This window comes from Segetibacter koreensis DSM 18137 (assembly GCF_000374045.1).
GTDB lineage: Bacteria > Bacteroidota > Bacteroidia > Chitinophagales > Chitinophagaceae > Segetibacter > Segetibacter koreensis.
Genome location: NZ_KB893348.1, coordinates 280,050 through 293,972, shown reverse-complemented (window position 1 = coordinate 293,972; position 13,923 = coordinate 280,050). Strand labels below are relative to the sequence as shown.

Here is a 13,923-nt window from a genome sequence, read left to right as displayed (position 1 = left end):
TAAACGGGATAAAGAAAGCATTCTATCAGTGCTTTTTTATAAGCCTTTTTGTTGTTTTTACATTTCTTAAAATTGTCTTATTTCCCCAGCCAGTTTTTAAATTCGGTAACTTTTTCCCTGCTTACAATTACTTCTTTCTCAGAGTCGGGTTTTAGTTGTAGCGACAAGCGATTTCCAAAATAATCATGTATTTGTACCATACTGTTTACGGAAATATAAAATGAACGGCTTATGCGAAAATACTCATCCGGGTTAAGCATGTCATCCAGTTCATCCATAGTGTAATCAACAACATACTTTTTATTATCAAATGTTTTAAAAAAATTCAATCTTCCTTCACTAAAGAAGTAGGCGATATCATCCACTTCTATTGAAACGAGTTTTTGACCGTGTTTTACTAAAAACCGTTTTCGATAATCTTTTGTTTGAAGCTTTTGCTGTAGCTCTTTCAACAAATAATCGATATTAACAGGTGGTGTAGCAGTTTCGGCAGAATATATTTTTTTAATCTGCCTGAATTTTTCTAATGCAGCATCAAGATCTTCTTTTTGCACCGGTTTTAGTAAATAATCGACGCTATTTACTTTAAAGGCTTTTAGTGCATATTCGTCGTAAGACGTAATAAAAATAACAGGGCTTTTTACCTGCACGTGATTAAATATTTCGAAGCTTTGACCATCGGCAAGTTCAATATCCATTAGAATCAAATCGGGTGCAGTGTTGCTCTCCAGCCATTCCACCGTGCTTTGAATACTGTCAGTCTCACCCACCACTACAGCAGTTTCGTCAACATTTGATAATGTTTTTTTTAATTTTTTTACGGCTAAATCCTCATCTTCTACTATTAAAATTTTCATATCAATACTTTTTATCACGATTCACGTAAAACTAATTTTTCATCAATTGTTTTGCTCCAAATCAGGGGTAGCACTACACTAAATGTTTTTAAGTCTTCCAGCACCTGGAAGCCCGGGTAATTCAATAAGGAATATTTCGTTCTTATATTTTCAAGGCCAATTTTGTTTGACGGCGCTTTTACAGTTTTTGCCTGTAGATTGTTGGTAACTACTAACTTATTGCCGGTTGTAGTAAAAATATCAATTGTCAGGGGCTTGTACTTAGAAACTGTATTGTGCTTCACAGCATTTTCGACCAACATCTGAAGACTTAGAGAAGGCAGCAGGTATTGCCGGTATTTTTTGTCAATCTCAACTTGTAACTGCACTGCTTCACCATGCCTCGTTTTAAGCAATCGATAGTAGGATTCTATAAATTGTATTTCAGTTTCTAAAGTAGTCAGGCTGTCTTCATTGTTGCGGAGCAGGTATCTGTACACTTTGCTTAGCTCATCTAAAAAAAATTCTGCCTGGCAACGATCTTCAGAAATGAGGGATGATAAGGTATTAAAGCAATTAAACAAAAAATGGGGATTTACCTGGCTTTTTAGTGTTTCAAACTCTTGCTGAATTGTTAGTTGCTCAAGTTTTTCTTTTTCTGCCACGCTGCTTTTCCATTGCTTTATTGTATAATCTGCTTCCCACATGGTAGAGGCTATCATTGTTAAACCTACTCCACAATACAACGCATATTTAAGTTGGTTAATCTCTAACCTGTAACCTAAAAAGTGAATGGCGTCATACGTATAGAACAAGCTGATAAATGTAGCAGCGATCATACAAATATGTGCAATTGCCAAAATAGTCAGCCTCAGGGTGGTCTGGCGAATATCGGGGAATTCTACTCGCAGCCAGTGCATTACAATAACGTGCAGGTACCACGAAACAAAGCCTTGCAGGTAGATTATGGGAAAAGAAAAAAGCCAGATTCTGTAATCAGTAAACATTCTGTCTTCAAACAAAAGATAGTTGAGCAGTACACACAAAAATGGCATCATTATTATAAATGATACACTTTCAACTTTGGTAGGTTTCATCTGCTTCATGCAGCAACTATTTCAGTGTTTGGGATGAGAGGCAGTTGAATTGTCCTTTCTGCTACGGTTTCTTCTATCAAAATATTCTGCTGGCACAAGAGACGGAATTTGTTTGCTATATTTTCCAATCCTTCTTCAGAAATTTCTGTACTGTTTACTTTAGGCTGTATTGTATTTTTTATAATTAAATTATTCTCCCGGCTCATTACTTCAATATACAACGGAGTGTTTTTGCTTACTGTATTTTGATTCACTGCATTTTCAAGAATCATCTGCAGTGTTAACGGTGGTATACATTGATGTAAAACTTCTTCAGGTATATCAATTAACAGGTGTAGTCCATCGGTATGCCTGGCTTTTAGCAAAAAGTAATACGATTCTATAAAAACTAACTCTGTTTCAAGTGATACCAACTGTTCGTCATTATTGCGTAACAAATACCGGTACACCTTGCTCATATGATCTAAGAAATCTTCTGCCTTGCCAGGGTCTTCCTGTATAAGACTGGATAACGTATTAAGGCTATTAAAAAGAAAATGAGGATTCATCTGGCTTTTCAGTCCCAGCAGCTGGCTCTGCATATATTCTTTCTTCAATTGTTCTGTTTCGGTAACAGTTGCCTTGTACTTTTCAAATTTGGAAACACCTTCATGAAGAAAAGTTAGAAATATATTTATGACGATAAATGAGATAAAACATTTTTTGAAATCGGTTTCGTGAAAATCATAACCAAAAAAGTCGATAAGATCATAGCTGGTCAAAACAATAGATATAAATACACCTGACATTAAAATAAAAAGAGGAATGCAAATGGCTAATCTCTTCCATAACTGGTCATCACCCGGAAGGCGGTTTCGAAGGGAAACGGCAACAAAGCCATAAAACAAAAAAGCCATAGAAAGCAGTATGAAGGTCACTGCCGTGGCTACGCCGAAGATTATTACATTATTAAAATATCTGGTATTGAAAAGAAAATAATTTAAAACTATAGCCATAGGAAACATGGTGGCTACCATGATATAAAAATCCTTGCTTGTATAAGTAGGTATGGTTAATTTTTTAAACATTCAGATACAATTTACTACCTTTTGACTGCCTTTACTCAGCTACAATATAACTTGAAGATTTACAAGCATGAATTGGGGTAAAATAAGTATGAATTGTATAAGAATTCTTTGTATTGTAGGTTTTAGCCTGATATTTTTTACTAAGTTTAAAATAAAAACATTGAGGGCAGGTGCAAATATTTATGAGGCATTTTCTAAAAGCAAAAACTTTTGTATGTCCATTGTAACAAGCCAGACCTTAAAGAAATTTCAGCTATATTTATTTTAAATTAACAAGGCACGATTTTTCAGTTAGAAGTTTAATTACAATACGATTCAAACGCCTAATTGCGTTGCAGTATATTTATGTTTACTTCAATACAGTAGAAATTGAATTTTTCGCCTGTTCACTTTTATAATGAATAAAAATATGCAAATGAAAAAATGTAGAATTTTATATAGTTTCTGTTTCGTTTTTTTTATGAGTTGTGATTCTAGTAATGCAGGTCATAGTAAAAACGCCGATAGCACCGTAGGTTCTCCCGTAACCACAGCTGCAGAAACCGGAAAATATACTCTTTCTGTTGCTTTCCCTGCCCTTGAATTTGAACAACCTGTAGAACTGACAAGTCCGAATGATAATACAGACCGGATTTTTGTATTAGCCCAAAAGGGAATAATACATGTATTACCAAATAAACCAGATGTAAAAAAATCTACTGTTTTTTTAGACATTTCGGGGCAAGTTGAAAGTGGGGGAGAAAAAGGACTGTTGGGATTAGCTTTTCATCCTGATTATAAAAACAATGGCTTTTTTTATGTAAACTATACAAAAGGCGACCCTTTAGAAACAGTTATATCAAGATTCAAAGTAAGTGCCTCGGACCCAAATGTAGCAGATCCAAAAAGTGAGGTGATATTACTTAAATACAGACAGCCTTACGAGAATCACAACGGGGGAAAAGTTGCTTTTGGTAACGATGGCTTCCTGTACATTGCGGCAGGCGACGGTGGAAGTGGAGGTGATCCTGGAAACCGTGCCCAGAACAAAAAAGAGTTATTAGGCAAAATTCTAAGAATTGATGTAAACAATCCTTCGGGAAACGTGCCTTATAGTATACCTGCTGATAATCCTTTTAAAGGAAATAAAGATGGATTTCGTGAAGAAATTTACGCTTATGGAATGAGAAACCCATGGCGCTTCAGCTTTGACCGAGAGACAGGAGCTTTGTGGGCCGGCGATGTAGGCCAAGATAAAATTGAGGAAGTGGATCTTATAGAAAAAGGTGGTAATTATGGCTGGCATATAATGGAAGCGGATGAATGTTTTAAATCTGATAATTGTGATAAAAGCGGATTAATAGACCCTATATGGAGCTACCATCAGGGAAGCGAAACAGGCCGTTCGGTAACGGGCGGTTATGTATGCCGGGATAAAAATTTAGGTGACCTGGATGGAAAATACATTTTTGGCGATTTTGTTTCCGGAAACATTTGGGCATTGACTTATTCGGGCAAAAAAGCAGTAAAAAATGAACTAATTACAAGGCTTTCAGACGGTTTATCTTCCTTTGGTGAAGACAGCAATAACAACTTATATGTTTTAGCCTACGGCGCCGGCAAGATTTATAAGATTACCAGCAAACAATAGGGCTGATACCAATTTTAACTATCAAATTCTTTTAGACTACTTCAGTTAAACAAAATACACGAGAGTAGCTTTGAGCCTCGTTACTTCTTGAATTTTTAAATCATTTTTTCGGTGCAATTGAAGAAAAAGCAATAAAATTTATTTTATCCTTGAATCTTTTGAAAAAAAAAGTAATTTTAGATAGCTAATAATCATTAGACAGGTTAATTAAAATATGACTTATATGAGAGGCGTCAACAGGGTGATACTTATCGGAAATCTTGGAAAAGATCCTGATGTACAATATCTGGAGGGAAATATAGGTGTGGCAAAATTTAGCCTTGCAACTACTGAAACATACAAAGACAGGGGAGGAAAGCTTGTTTCACAGACTGAATGGCATACTGTTGTATTGTGGCGTGGCCTGGCAGAACTGGCACAGAAGTATCTGCACAAGGGCAGTCTCGTATATATTGAAGGTCGTTTAAGAACACGTAGCTGGGAAGATAAAGAAGGGAATAAAAAATTTGCTACAGAAGTAGTGGGAGACAACTTAATCATGCTTGATAAGCGTGGCGAAGGTCATACTTTTACTAATGGAACTCATCATGAAAATCTCGAAGGAATAAGCAATTCAGAAATACCACCTGTTGGCGAATCCTCTGAAGATCTACCTTTTTAAGTATAAAAAATAAAAATTAATATCTTCGCAAAAGGTATGGCGTGTGTAAAAAACGCTAATTTACTAACTTAACCACGTTGCTTTGGACTATCACCCGGCATTTTTTAATTTTCTCGATACTGCGAATCCTGCTGTACTTAGTTCTCAGGCAATTACTGTCTCAGTCTTTTTGCTGATTATTTTATTATTAATCTCTTTTTTCGTGGCAGGTGCGGAAGTAGCATACTTTTCACTTTCGTACAAAGACATTAATATGCTTAAAACTAAACAGCAGCCCGCTTATAAGCGTATTGTTGATTTGTTAGAAAATCCTAAAACACTCCTCGCATCGCTGCTGATTGCTAACAGCTTCGTCAATATTGCCATAATTATTATTTCCAACTTCATCATTGATGCTATTATCGTTTTCAATAATCAGTTATGGTGGGTTGAGTTTTTGATAAAAGTATTATCTGTTACATTTTTACTTGTTTTATTTGGGGAGGTGATGCCAAAAGTAATGGCGTCACAAAATAATATCAGGTTTGCAAAAGACTCGGGGCCGTTGGTCGAAGGAATTGCTTTACTTTTTAAAGGTTTAAGTGAGCGCCTGGTAGGCACTTCTGATTTTGTAGAAAGAAAGTTAACTAAGAAATCACACACGTCTTACAGCCTCGAGGAGCTTGATCATGCCATTGACATTACGACTGACACTGAAGCCTCTCAAAAAGAGAAAAATATCTTGAAGGGAATTGTAAAATTCAGCAATATCACGGCACGCCAGGTAATGAAAGCAAGGCTTGATGTAAATGGTATTGAATATTCTACTTCTTTTGGCGATTTAATAAAAAGGGTGGAAGAGCTTCATTACAGCAGGCTGCCTGTCTATAAAGAAGACCTCGATGATCTGGTTGGCATTATACACACAAAAGACTTATTGCCATTTCTTGAAAATCCTCCTGATTTCGATTGGCATTCTTTAATAAGACCTCCTTACTTTATTCATGAGCAAAAAATGATAGAAGACCTGTTGCAGGAGTTTCAAACAAAAAGAATTCATTTTGCAATAGTGGTTGATGAGTTTGGCGGTACAAGCGGCATCGTCACTTTCGAAGACATCATGGAAGAAATAATAGGAGAGATAAAAGATGAATTTGATGAAGATGATGCAGCCCACGCAAAAGTTGATGAGTTCAACTACATTTTTGATGGCAAAATCATGATTCATGATGTATGCAAAGTAATGGAGTTACCAATAGAAACCTTTGATGATGTAAGAGGCGAAAGCGAATCGCTTGCCGGCCTCGTGTTAGAGCTTTCGGGTGAAATACCTGCAGTAAACGCGGTGATAGCAAGTGGTGACTTTGAGTTTACAGTTCTGGAAGTTGAAAAAAACCGGCTTCGAAAAATTATGGTCACTATAAAACCACATTCTTCTCCTCAATAAATTAATTTGGGGCAGCAATAACACTTACTGACCTATCTAAAAGGTATTCTAATTATCATTCAAATAATTATGGTACCTACATATTATTCTATTCCTTCAACTCTTTTTGTTTATAAATTTATTTTAAAATATTAAACAAAATAATGCTTGCTTTTTGAAAATCTTGTTTAACTTTGATTTATGCAAGATTAAACATTATATATGTCAACAGTAGAATTTAATAAGATGCTGGTAACCAATGCAGAGTTTCTTCGCCCCTTTGCAATTACACTCACCCGTGATAATGAAACGGCAAAAGATCTTTTCCAGGAGACTCTATTCAGGGCATTAGCTAATAAGGAAAAGTATAATGTAGGCACAAACATTAAGGCGTGGCTTTATACAATAATGCGAAATATTTTTATAAATAATTATCGCAGGAAAGCCAGGCAAAATACTGTTTTAGACAATAGTCCGAATGAATTTTTATTAGATTATAACCAGACAACTGCAAGTAACGGAGCGGAAGCTACTTTACAACTAAAAGAAATTCAGGCGTCTATTCAACAGCTTCCGGATATTTTTAAAAAACCTTTTTTATTATATTTCGATGGTTTCAAATATCATGAGATAGCAGGTATGTTAAAAGAGCCTTTAGGAACAATAAAGAGCAGGATACACTTTGCCCGGAAACTTTTAAAAGCGCAAATTCAGCGATATTAATTTCCTTATCGAATGTCTCTAAAAAAAGTAGTGATAATAGGAGCTGGATTTTCAGGTTTATCTGCTGCGTGCTTTATGGCAAAAGCCGGGTGGCAGGTCAGTGTTATAGAAAAACATTCTATTCCCGGGGGAAGGGCAAGAAAGCTGGAAGCTGAAGGTTTTACATTTGATATGGGACCGAGCTGGTATTGGATGCCAGATATTTTTGAACGTTTTTTTAATCAATTTGGTAAAACCGTTTCTGATTACTATTCTCTTTCTCGCTTAAACCCATCTTACAGGGTTTATTTTCCTGAAGGTGAGCTTGATATTCCTGCTGATTATAAAGAACTGCAGGAGTTGTTTAATCAAATAGAGCCAGGCAGTGCAAAGAAACTGGACATGTTTTTAAAAGAAGCTGCTTTTAAATATAAAACAGGTATGCAGAACCTGGTGCTAAAACCAGGTCTATCGTTTATTGAATTTATAGATTGGGATGTTTTAAAAGGAATAGTGAGATTAGATGTTTTTAACTCAATTAAAAGTCATGTAGCTCATTTTTTTAAAGACAAGCGTTTAAAGGAATTATTAGAATTTCCAGTTTTGTTTTTAGGGGCTTTACCAGAAAATACTCCTGCCTTATATAGCCTTATGAACTATGCAGATATGATAGGAGGCACCTGGTTTCCAAAAGGGGGAATGTATAATATAGTTGAAGGGATGTACAAACTGGCAACAGAATTAGGAGTGTCGTTTTACTTCGATCGGAATGTAACAGAACTCCAGGTTTCAAGTTCAGTGCTAAAAAAGGTGGTTACATCTTCCGGAGATTTTGAGGCAGATGTAGTAATTTCAGGTGCAGATTACCATTTTACAGAAATGAAGCTTTTAAAGGCTGAACATAGAAGCTATTCTGATAAGTACTGGGAAAGCAGGGTTATGGCTCCAGGCTGCCTCATTTACTATGTGGGCTTGAATAAAAAGCTGAAAAACATTAAACATCACATGCTTTTTTTTGATGCACCGTTTAAGCAGCATGCTGAAGAAATATACAAAACAAAAAGATGGCCCGATGAACCTTTATTTTATGTAAGTGTTACAAGTGCAACAGATGAATCAGTGGCTCCCGAAGGGTGTGAAAACCTGTTCTTCCTGGTTCCGGTGGCGCCGGGTCTTGAAAATGATAATGACGAATTACGCGAACATTATTTTTCTATAATTGTTAATAGATTGGAGAACAAGATTGGTGAGAATATAACTGGAAGTATCATTTATAAAAGAAACTATGCGCACAGCGATTTCGTAAATGATTATAATTCCTTTAAAGGAAATGCTTATGGGTTAGCTAATACCTTGTTGCAGACCGCTGTTTTAAAGCCTTCTATAAAAAGTAGAAAAGTTAAAAACCTTTATTATACAGGTCAATTGACAGTTCCTGGTCCAGGAGTTCCCTCTTGTTTAATCAGTGGCGAAGTGGCTGCTAAACAATTATTAAAAGATTTTAAATAGTAAGTGTTTATAACGTAATACAAATATTGGTAACGCTATTATTAGACATGTAAACTGAAAAGTATGATGCACTTATTTTACGAGGTCAGCCGCGAGTGCAGTAAGATAACGACAAAAAAATACAGTACTTCTTTTTCATCTGCAATAAGATTGCTGCACAAAGATCTTCGTACACCCATTTATAATATATATGGATTTGTAAGATTTGCAGATGAAATCGTAGATACTTTTCATGGTTATGATCAAGGTGCGTTACTGAAACAGTTTAAAGATGAAACTTTTTATGCTATTGAAAGAGGCATAAGCCTTAACCCGATACTGCATAGTTTTCAGCAAACTGTTAATCACTATGGTATCGCAATGGCTTTGATAGATGCTTTCTTCAAGAGCATGGAGCAGGACTTAAAAAAACTAGAGTATGACAGCGAAACCTATAATGAGTATATATATGGCAGTGCAGAAGTTGTTGGCCTCATGTGTCTTAATATATTTTGTGAAGGAGACATGGAAAAATACAGTATTCTAAAGCCTTACGCGCAAAGTCTGGGTGCAGCTTTTCAAAAAGTAAATTTTTTAAGAGATTTAAAGGCGGATACCCAAAATCTTGAGAGAATGTATTTTCCCGGCTGTAATCTTTTGCATATTTCTGATGCAGAAAAACAACAAATTGAGGCAGACATTCAAAAAGATTTTGAGCACGCGTACAAAGGCATCATTATGCTGCCCGTAAAGGCGCGTTTTGGGGTGTATGTTGCATACAAATACTACATGTCATTATTCAGTAAAATAAGAAAAATACAGGCAAAACGAATAATGGAAGAGCGAATAAGAATCCCTAATTATGGTAAAGCCATGATACTTGCAAAAGCAGGTGTAAGACAGCAGTTTAATATGCTATAGCTTTCCCTTATTTTTACCGCATGGAAGAAGTGATTTTAGTTACAGAAGCTAATGAACCGATTGGCACAATGGAAAAAATGGAGGCTCACAGAAAAGGAGTATTGCACCGGGCGTTTAGCATATTTATTATAAATGAGCGAAAGGAAATGCTTTTGCAACAAAGAGCAAAAACAAAGTATCATAGCAGCGGCCTTTGGACAAATGCCTGCTGTAGTCACCCACGCCCGGGTGAAGATACGGAGGCAGCCGCCCTTCGACGTTTACACGAAGAATTAGGTTTTACTGCCCCTGTTACAAAAATTTTTGATTTTCAATATAATGCAGCTTTTGATAATGGTTTAACCGAGCATGAATACGACCAGGTTTACTTTGGTACATATTCGGGTAAAATAAAACCGAATCCTAATGAAGTGCAGGATTATTGTTATAAGAAAATGGATGAGATCGCCAACACAATAAAAACTCATCCGCATAAGTACACTGCCTGGTTTTGCATTGCATTTCCTAAGGTAATGAAATGGATGGAGGGCGGCAAGATACTTTTTTAGAAGTGGGCATTTGAATAAAAATGGAGCATCGTTGTGTCACTCACTTGTACGGCAAATCTTTATGCAACATCATTTTTTTAAAATATAAAAATCAGAATATCATATTTCTGGGAGGCCTTTATCAATTTCAATTTCCTGAATATTTGCGACAGGTTTCTTCTGTAGTGTAACAAATATCGTGATGGCTATCCAACCCAGCCAGAACAAGTAGACTCCAAGATGAAATCGCTCTCCAAGCCAGCGGTGGGAAAGCGTGTTGCGAAAATCAACATATGAAAAAAATAACCCAAAAATTGCTATAGTTAAAAAAATAGGTTGAATGATTTTTGAAGTCTTTTTCCTTACTCTTTTATATAAAACAGACTGGATGAGAAACAATGAAATCCAAACGATAAATACCAGCAAAGAACCGATCCACCAGCTTTTTAGGAATTTGTATTGAGTATAAAATAAACTAATGCCTGCTCTACCAATCAAGGAAATCGCCGATAACAGATACCCGGCGATTAATGAGAAAAAAGCTATGAAAATGACTAAAATAAAATTTCTTTTCAAATTTGTTATTTATGTACAGCAAAATAAGGTTCAACAGGTTAATTTACAAAAAGCAGATGATTTTAGCTGATTGAAGTGTAAACAGTACAAGTGTGCGACGGAACCGAGGTTGAAGAAAATTCTACTGTTCGTAACCAAAAAAGGTTTTTGCTGTTTTAGTCGCTATTTTTATAACAATAATTCTCTAAAGTTTTTCTGCCAGGTTTCAAGAGTTACCGGGAATAACTAATTCACACTTTCGGTTTCTTAAATGTATGTCAACTCATCCTTCAGCAATTATAATAGGCGCAGGTGTAGCAGGCTTAGCAGTCGCTACCCGTTTGGCTATTCAAAAATTTAATGTAACTGTTTTCGAAAAAAATAGATATCCTGGCGGCAAACTGTCTCATTTTGCTTTGGGTGATTACAACTTTGATGCAGGCCCAAGTTTATTTACACAACCCCAAAATATTGTAGAACTATTTGAGCTTGCAGGTGAGCCAATTGAAGAATATTTTCAGTTTGAAAAAGTTCCCTTTTCTTGTAAGTATTTTTTTGAGAACGGAACAGTGATAAATGCATTTGCAGACATAACCGCATTTGCAGAAGAAATGAAAGTAAAAACGGGTGAAGACCCTGAAAAAGTAATTTCTTACCTGCAGCAATCGAGAAAATTATACGAAGAAATAGGAACTGTTTTTCTCGATTATTCTATTAGTAAAAAAAACAGCTTATTGAAAGCGCCGTTAATAAAAGCAATAAAAGCCACAAGGTTAAAATTTGTAGTTGATTCATTAAATGATTTAAATACAAAACATTTTACCCGCCCGGAAACTATCCAACTATTTAACAGGTTTGCTACTTACAACGGCAGTAATCCGTTTAAAGCTCCGGGTATGCTTAGTTTAATTCCTCATCTCGAATTTGGTCTGGGCACTTTTTATCCCAAAGGAGGAATGAAAAGTATAACGGATGCCTTGTATAAACTCGCACTTAAAAAAGGTGTGAAATTTAATTTTGAAAGTCCCGTACAAAGAATCATAAATGTTGATGGGTGGGTAAAAGGAGTAGTTGTAAATAATGCAAATTTTTACGGAGATATTGTAGTTAGTAACAGTGATGTTTATTTTACTTATAAGCATTTATTAAGAGATGATAGTAAGGCGAAGAAATCATTGAAACAGGAGAGAAGCAGCAGTGCATTAATTTTTTATTGGGGAATTAAAAAAGAGTTTTCCGAACTGCAATTGCACAATATATTTTTTAGTGAAGATTATAAAAATGAATTTGAGCATTTATTTGAAAAAAAGACAATTTCTGAAGACCCTACAATTTATATAAATATCACCAGTAAAATGGAAAGCGGGCAGGCCGGCGAAGGAAAGGAAAATTGGTTTGTGATGATTAATGCTCCAGCTAACGAGGAGCAAGATTGGGAACTTTTGAAAAGCAAATGCCGTGAAGCAGTTATTACGAAACTTAACCGGATGTTGAATACTGATGTAGAAAGTTATATAGAAGTAGAAGAAACGCTCGATCCGGTAAAAATAGAGGAACAAACTTCCTCTTTTATGGGTGCTTTATATGGAACGAGCAGCAACTCGAGGATGGCTGCTTTTTTGCGTCATCCAAACTTTAGTTCAACTATTAAAGGTTTGTATTTTGCGGGCGGAACTGTTCATCCCGGCGGAGGAATTCCTCTTTGTTTAAAAAGTGCAAGACTGGTAAGCGAATTAGTTAAGTCTGATATAAAAGGATTGGTCAGCCATCATTAAAGAGGAATAAGGTACATGAAGAAATGGAAGATTAACAGATTTACAGTAGCGACATTTATTGCTATCTTATTTCACGTTAGTGGTTTTATAGGAATGTTCACATCCAAATCTAATTGGTTTGTTGATAATACTCCTTTAAACCTGCTTATAATGTTTGCCTTAATCCTTTGGACAGACAAGGGTAAAAACGCTTCTTTTTTGGCTTTCTTTCTCATTTGCTTTGCGGTAGGTATGCTTACCGAAATCATCGGCGTAAATACATCTTTACTATTTGGAGAGTATGAATACGGAAAAGTACTGGGAACGGGAATATTAGATGTACCGTGGTTGATCGGAATAAATTGGTTTACGGTCATGTACTGTTCCGGTGTTGTAATAGCACATTTGCACCGACAAATAGAACAGAAATCTTCTGCAGCAGAAATCCTTCTTACTCCCCGAGTTAAATTATTGTCTTTTATTTTTGATGGCGCTCTTCTCGCCACTTTTTTTGATTTTGTTTTAGAACCCGTTGCCATTAAATTAGGATATTGGAAATGGCTTGGAAGTGGAAGTATTCCTTTCAGCAATTATTTATGCTGGTTTTTAATAAGCAGTTTGTTGTTGACTGTTTTCAAGCTGTTAAGTTTTCCTAAACACAACCAATTCGCAGTACATTTGTTAATTATTGAACTCCTGTTTTTCGGAGCTTTAAGAACTTTTTTATGAATTGGTTAATTTACATTCTTATTACTATTGGTACTTTCTGCTTTATGGAGTTTGTAGCATGGGCGACTCATAAGTATGTAATGCACAAATGGCTCTGGTTCCTTCATGAAGATCATCATACGAAAGGCCCGGGTTTTTTTGAAAAAAACGATGCATTTTTTTTAATATTTGCCATTCCAAGCTGGTTATCTATAATGCTGGGTAGCATGAAAGGGATGTATTGGCTGGTAAGTATAGGGGCGGGAATAGCGCTATATGGTCTTGCTTATTTCCTGGTGCATGATATCATTATTCACCAACGCTTTAAAATATTCTCACGAAGTAATAATACTTATGTAAAGGTGGTGCGATGGGCACACAAAATGCATCATAAGCACCTCGATAAAGAAAATGGCGAAAGTTTTGGAATGCTTATTGTTGCAGGCAAGTATTGGCAAAAAGTAAAAAATGACATCAGGAGGAACAGAGCGGGCTAATATATCGGTATTGAAAGAAATAGTAAAATAGGTATAACAAACAATTAAGTATGAGGCCGTGAGTAATCATGGCCT

At 35.8% G+C, this 13,923-nt stretch carries 14 protein-coding genes; 10 read left to right on the top strand and 4 right to left on the bottom strand.

The features are described from left to right. Window positions 1-77: 77 nt before the first annotated feature. The 3 genes from B154_RS0120715 to B154_RS30935 are packed head-to-tail and all read right to left on the bottom strand — an operon-like array spanning window position 78 to window position 3,000. A complete protein-coding gene (locus B154_RS0120715; protein WP_018616280.1) occupies window positions 78-857 on the bottom strand; it encodes a LytR/AlgR family response regulator transcription factor in 780 nt (259 codons plus the stop codon). A 14-nt stretch (window positions 858-871) separates the two neighbouring features. Continuing rightward, window positions 872-1,942: a sensor histidine kinase gene (locus B154_RS29275; protein ID WP_018616279.1), complete on the bottom strand. Its 1,071-nt coding sequence runs from the start codon at window positions 1,940-1,942 to the stop codon at window positions 872-874. Continuing rightward, entirely contained in the window at window positions 1,939-3,000 is a 1,062-nt protein-coding gene (locus tag B154_RS30935; RefSeq protein WP_018616278.1) for a sensor histidine kinase, read from the bottom strand. Before B154_RS30935 ends, B154_RS29275 begins: the two co-directional genes overlap by 4 nt. A 415-nt stretch (window positions 3,001-3,415) precedes the next feature. Here B154_RS30935 and B154_RS0120695 point away from each other — a divergent pair, with 415 nt between their 5' ends. The 7 genes from B154_RS0120695 (at window position 3,416) to idi (ending at window position 10,355) form a co-directional block, all read left to right on the top strand. Further along, window positions 3,416-4,630 carry a PQQ-dependent sugar dehydrogenase gene (locus B154_RS0120695; protein ID WP_018616276.1) on the top strand — a complete coding sequence of 405 codons (1,215 nt, stop codon included), beginning with the start codon at window positions 3,416-3,418 and terminating at the stop codon, window positions 4,628-4,630. 214 nt (window positions 4,631-4,844) lie between these two features. Continuing rightward, window positions 4,845-5,291: a single-stranded DNA-binding protein gene (locus tag B154_RS0120690; RefSeq protein ID WP_245542632.1), complete on the top strand. Its 447-nt coding sequence runs from the start codon at window positions 4,845-4,847 to the stop codon at window positions 5,289-5,291. 82 nt (window positions 5,292-5,373) lie between these two features. Next, a complete protein-coding gene (gene gldE / locus B154_RS0120685; RefSeq protein WP_018616274.1) occupies window positions 5,374-6,717 on the top strand; it encodes a gliding motility-associated protein GldE in 1,344 nt (447 codons plus the stop codon). 201 nt (window positions 6,718-6,918) lie between these two features. Beyond that, on the top strand, window positions 6,919-7,419 hold the full coding sequence (locus B154_RS0120680) for an RNA polymerase sigma factor (protein ID WP_018616273.1): 501 nt from the start codon (window positions 6,919-6,921) through the stop codon (window positions 7,417-7,419). 12 nt (window positions 7,420-7,431) lie between these two features. Beyond that, the gene (locus tag B154_RS0120675; protein ID WP_018616272.1) at window positions 7,432-8,907 is read left to right on the top strand and encodes a phytoene desaturase family protein; all 1,476 of its coding nucleotides are present in this window, start codon (window positions 7,432-7,434) and stop codon (window positions 8,905-8,907) included. A gap of 63 nt (window positions 8,908-8,970) precedes the next feature. After that, entirely contained in the window at window positions 8,971-9,807 is an 837-nt protein-coding gene (locus B154_RS0120670; RefSeq protein WP_018616271.1) for a phytoene/squalene synthase family protein, read from the top strand. A 20-nt stretch (window positions 9,808-9,827) separates the two neighbouring features. Then, window positions 9,828-10,355, top strand: coding sequence for an isopentenyl-diphosphate Delta-isomerase (gene idi, locus B154_RS0120665; RefSeq protein WP_018616270.1), 528 nt, complete (start codon window positions 9,828-9,830; stop codon window positions 10,353-10,355). Between the two features lie 99 nt (window positions 10,356-10,454). Here idi and B154_RS0120660 read toward each other — a convergent pair whose 3' ends face one another. After that, entirely contained in the window at window positions 10,455-10,910 is a 456-nt protein-coding gene (locus B154_RS0120660) for a cytochrome d ubiquinol oxidase subunit II (protein WP_157580897.1), read from the bottom strand. A gap of 254 nt (window positions 10,911-11,164) precedes the next feature. Between B154_RS0120660 and crtD the strand changes: the two genes are divergently transcribed. Genes crtD through B154_RS0120640 form a run of 3 tightly spaced genes read left to right on the top strand, consistent with a single transcriptional unit; the run spans window position 11,165 to window position 13,848 of the window. Continuing rightward, window positions 11,165-12,664: a 1-hydroxycarotenoid 3,4-desaturase CrtD gene (gene crtD / locus B154_RS0120650; RefSeq protein ID WP_018616267.1), complete on the top strand. Its 1,500-nt coding sequence runs from the start codon at window positions 11,165-11,167 to the stop codon at window positions 12,662-12,664. Window positions 12,665-12,679: 15 nt separating this feature from the next. Beyond that, complete coding sequence (locus tag B154_RS0120645) at window positions 12,680-13,372, top strand: carotenoid biosynthesis protein (RefSeq protein ID WP_018616266.1); 693 nt, start codon at window positions 12,680-12,682, stop codon at window positions 13,370-13,372. Then, on the top strand, window positions 13,369-13,848 hold the full coding sequence (locus tag B154_RS0120640; RefSeq protein WP_018616265.1) for a sterol desaturase family protein: 480 nt from the start codon (window positions 13,369-13,371) through the stop codon (window positions 13,846-13,848). Before B154_RS0120645 ends, B154_RS0120640 begins: the two co-directional genes overlap by 4 nt. Window positions 13,849-13,923 lie beyond the last annotated feature (75 nt).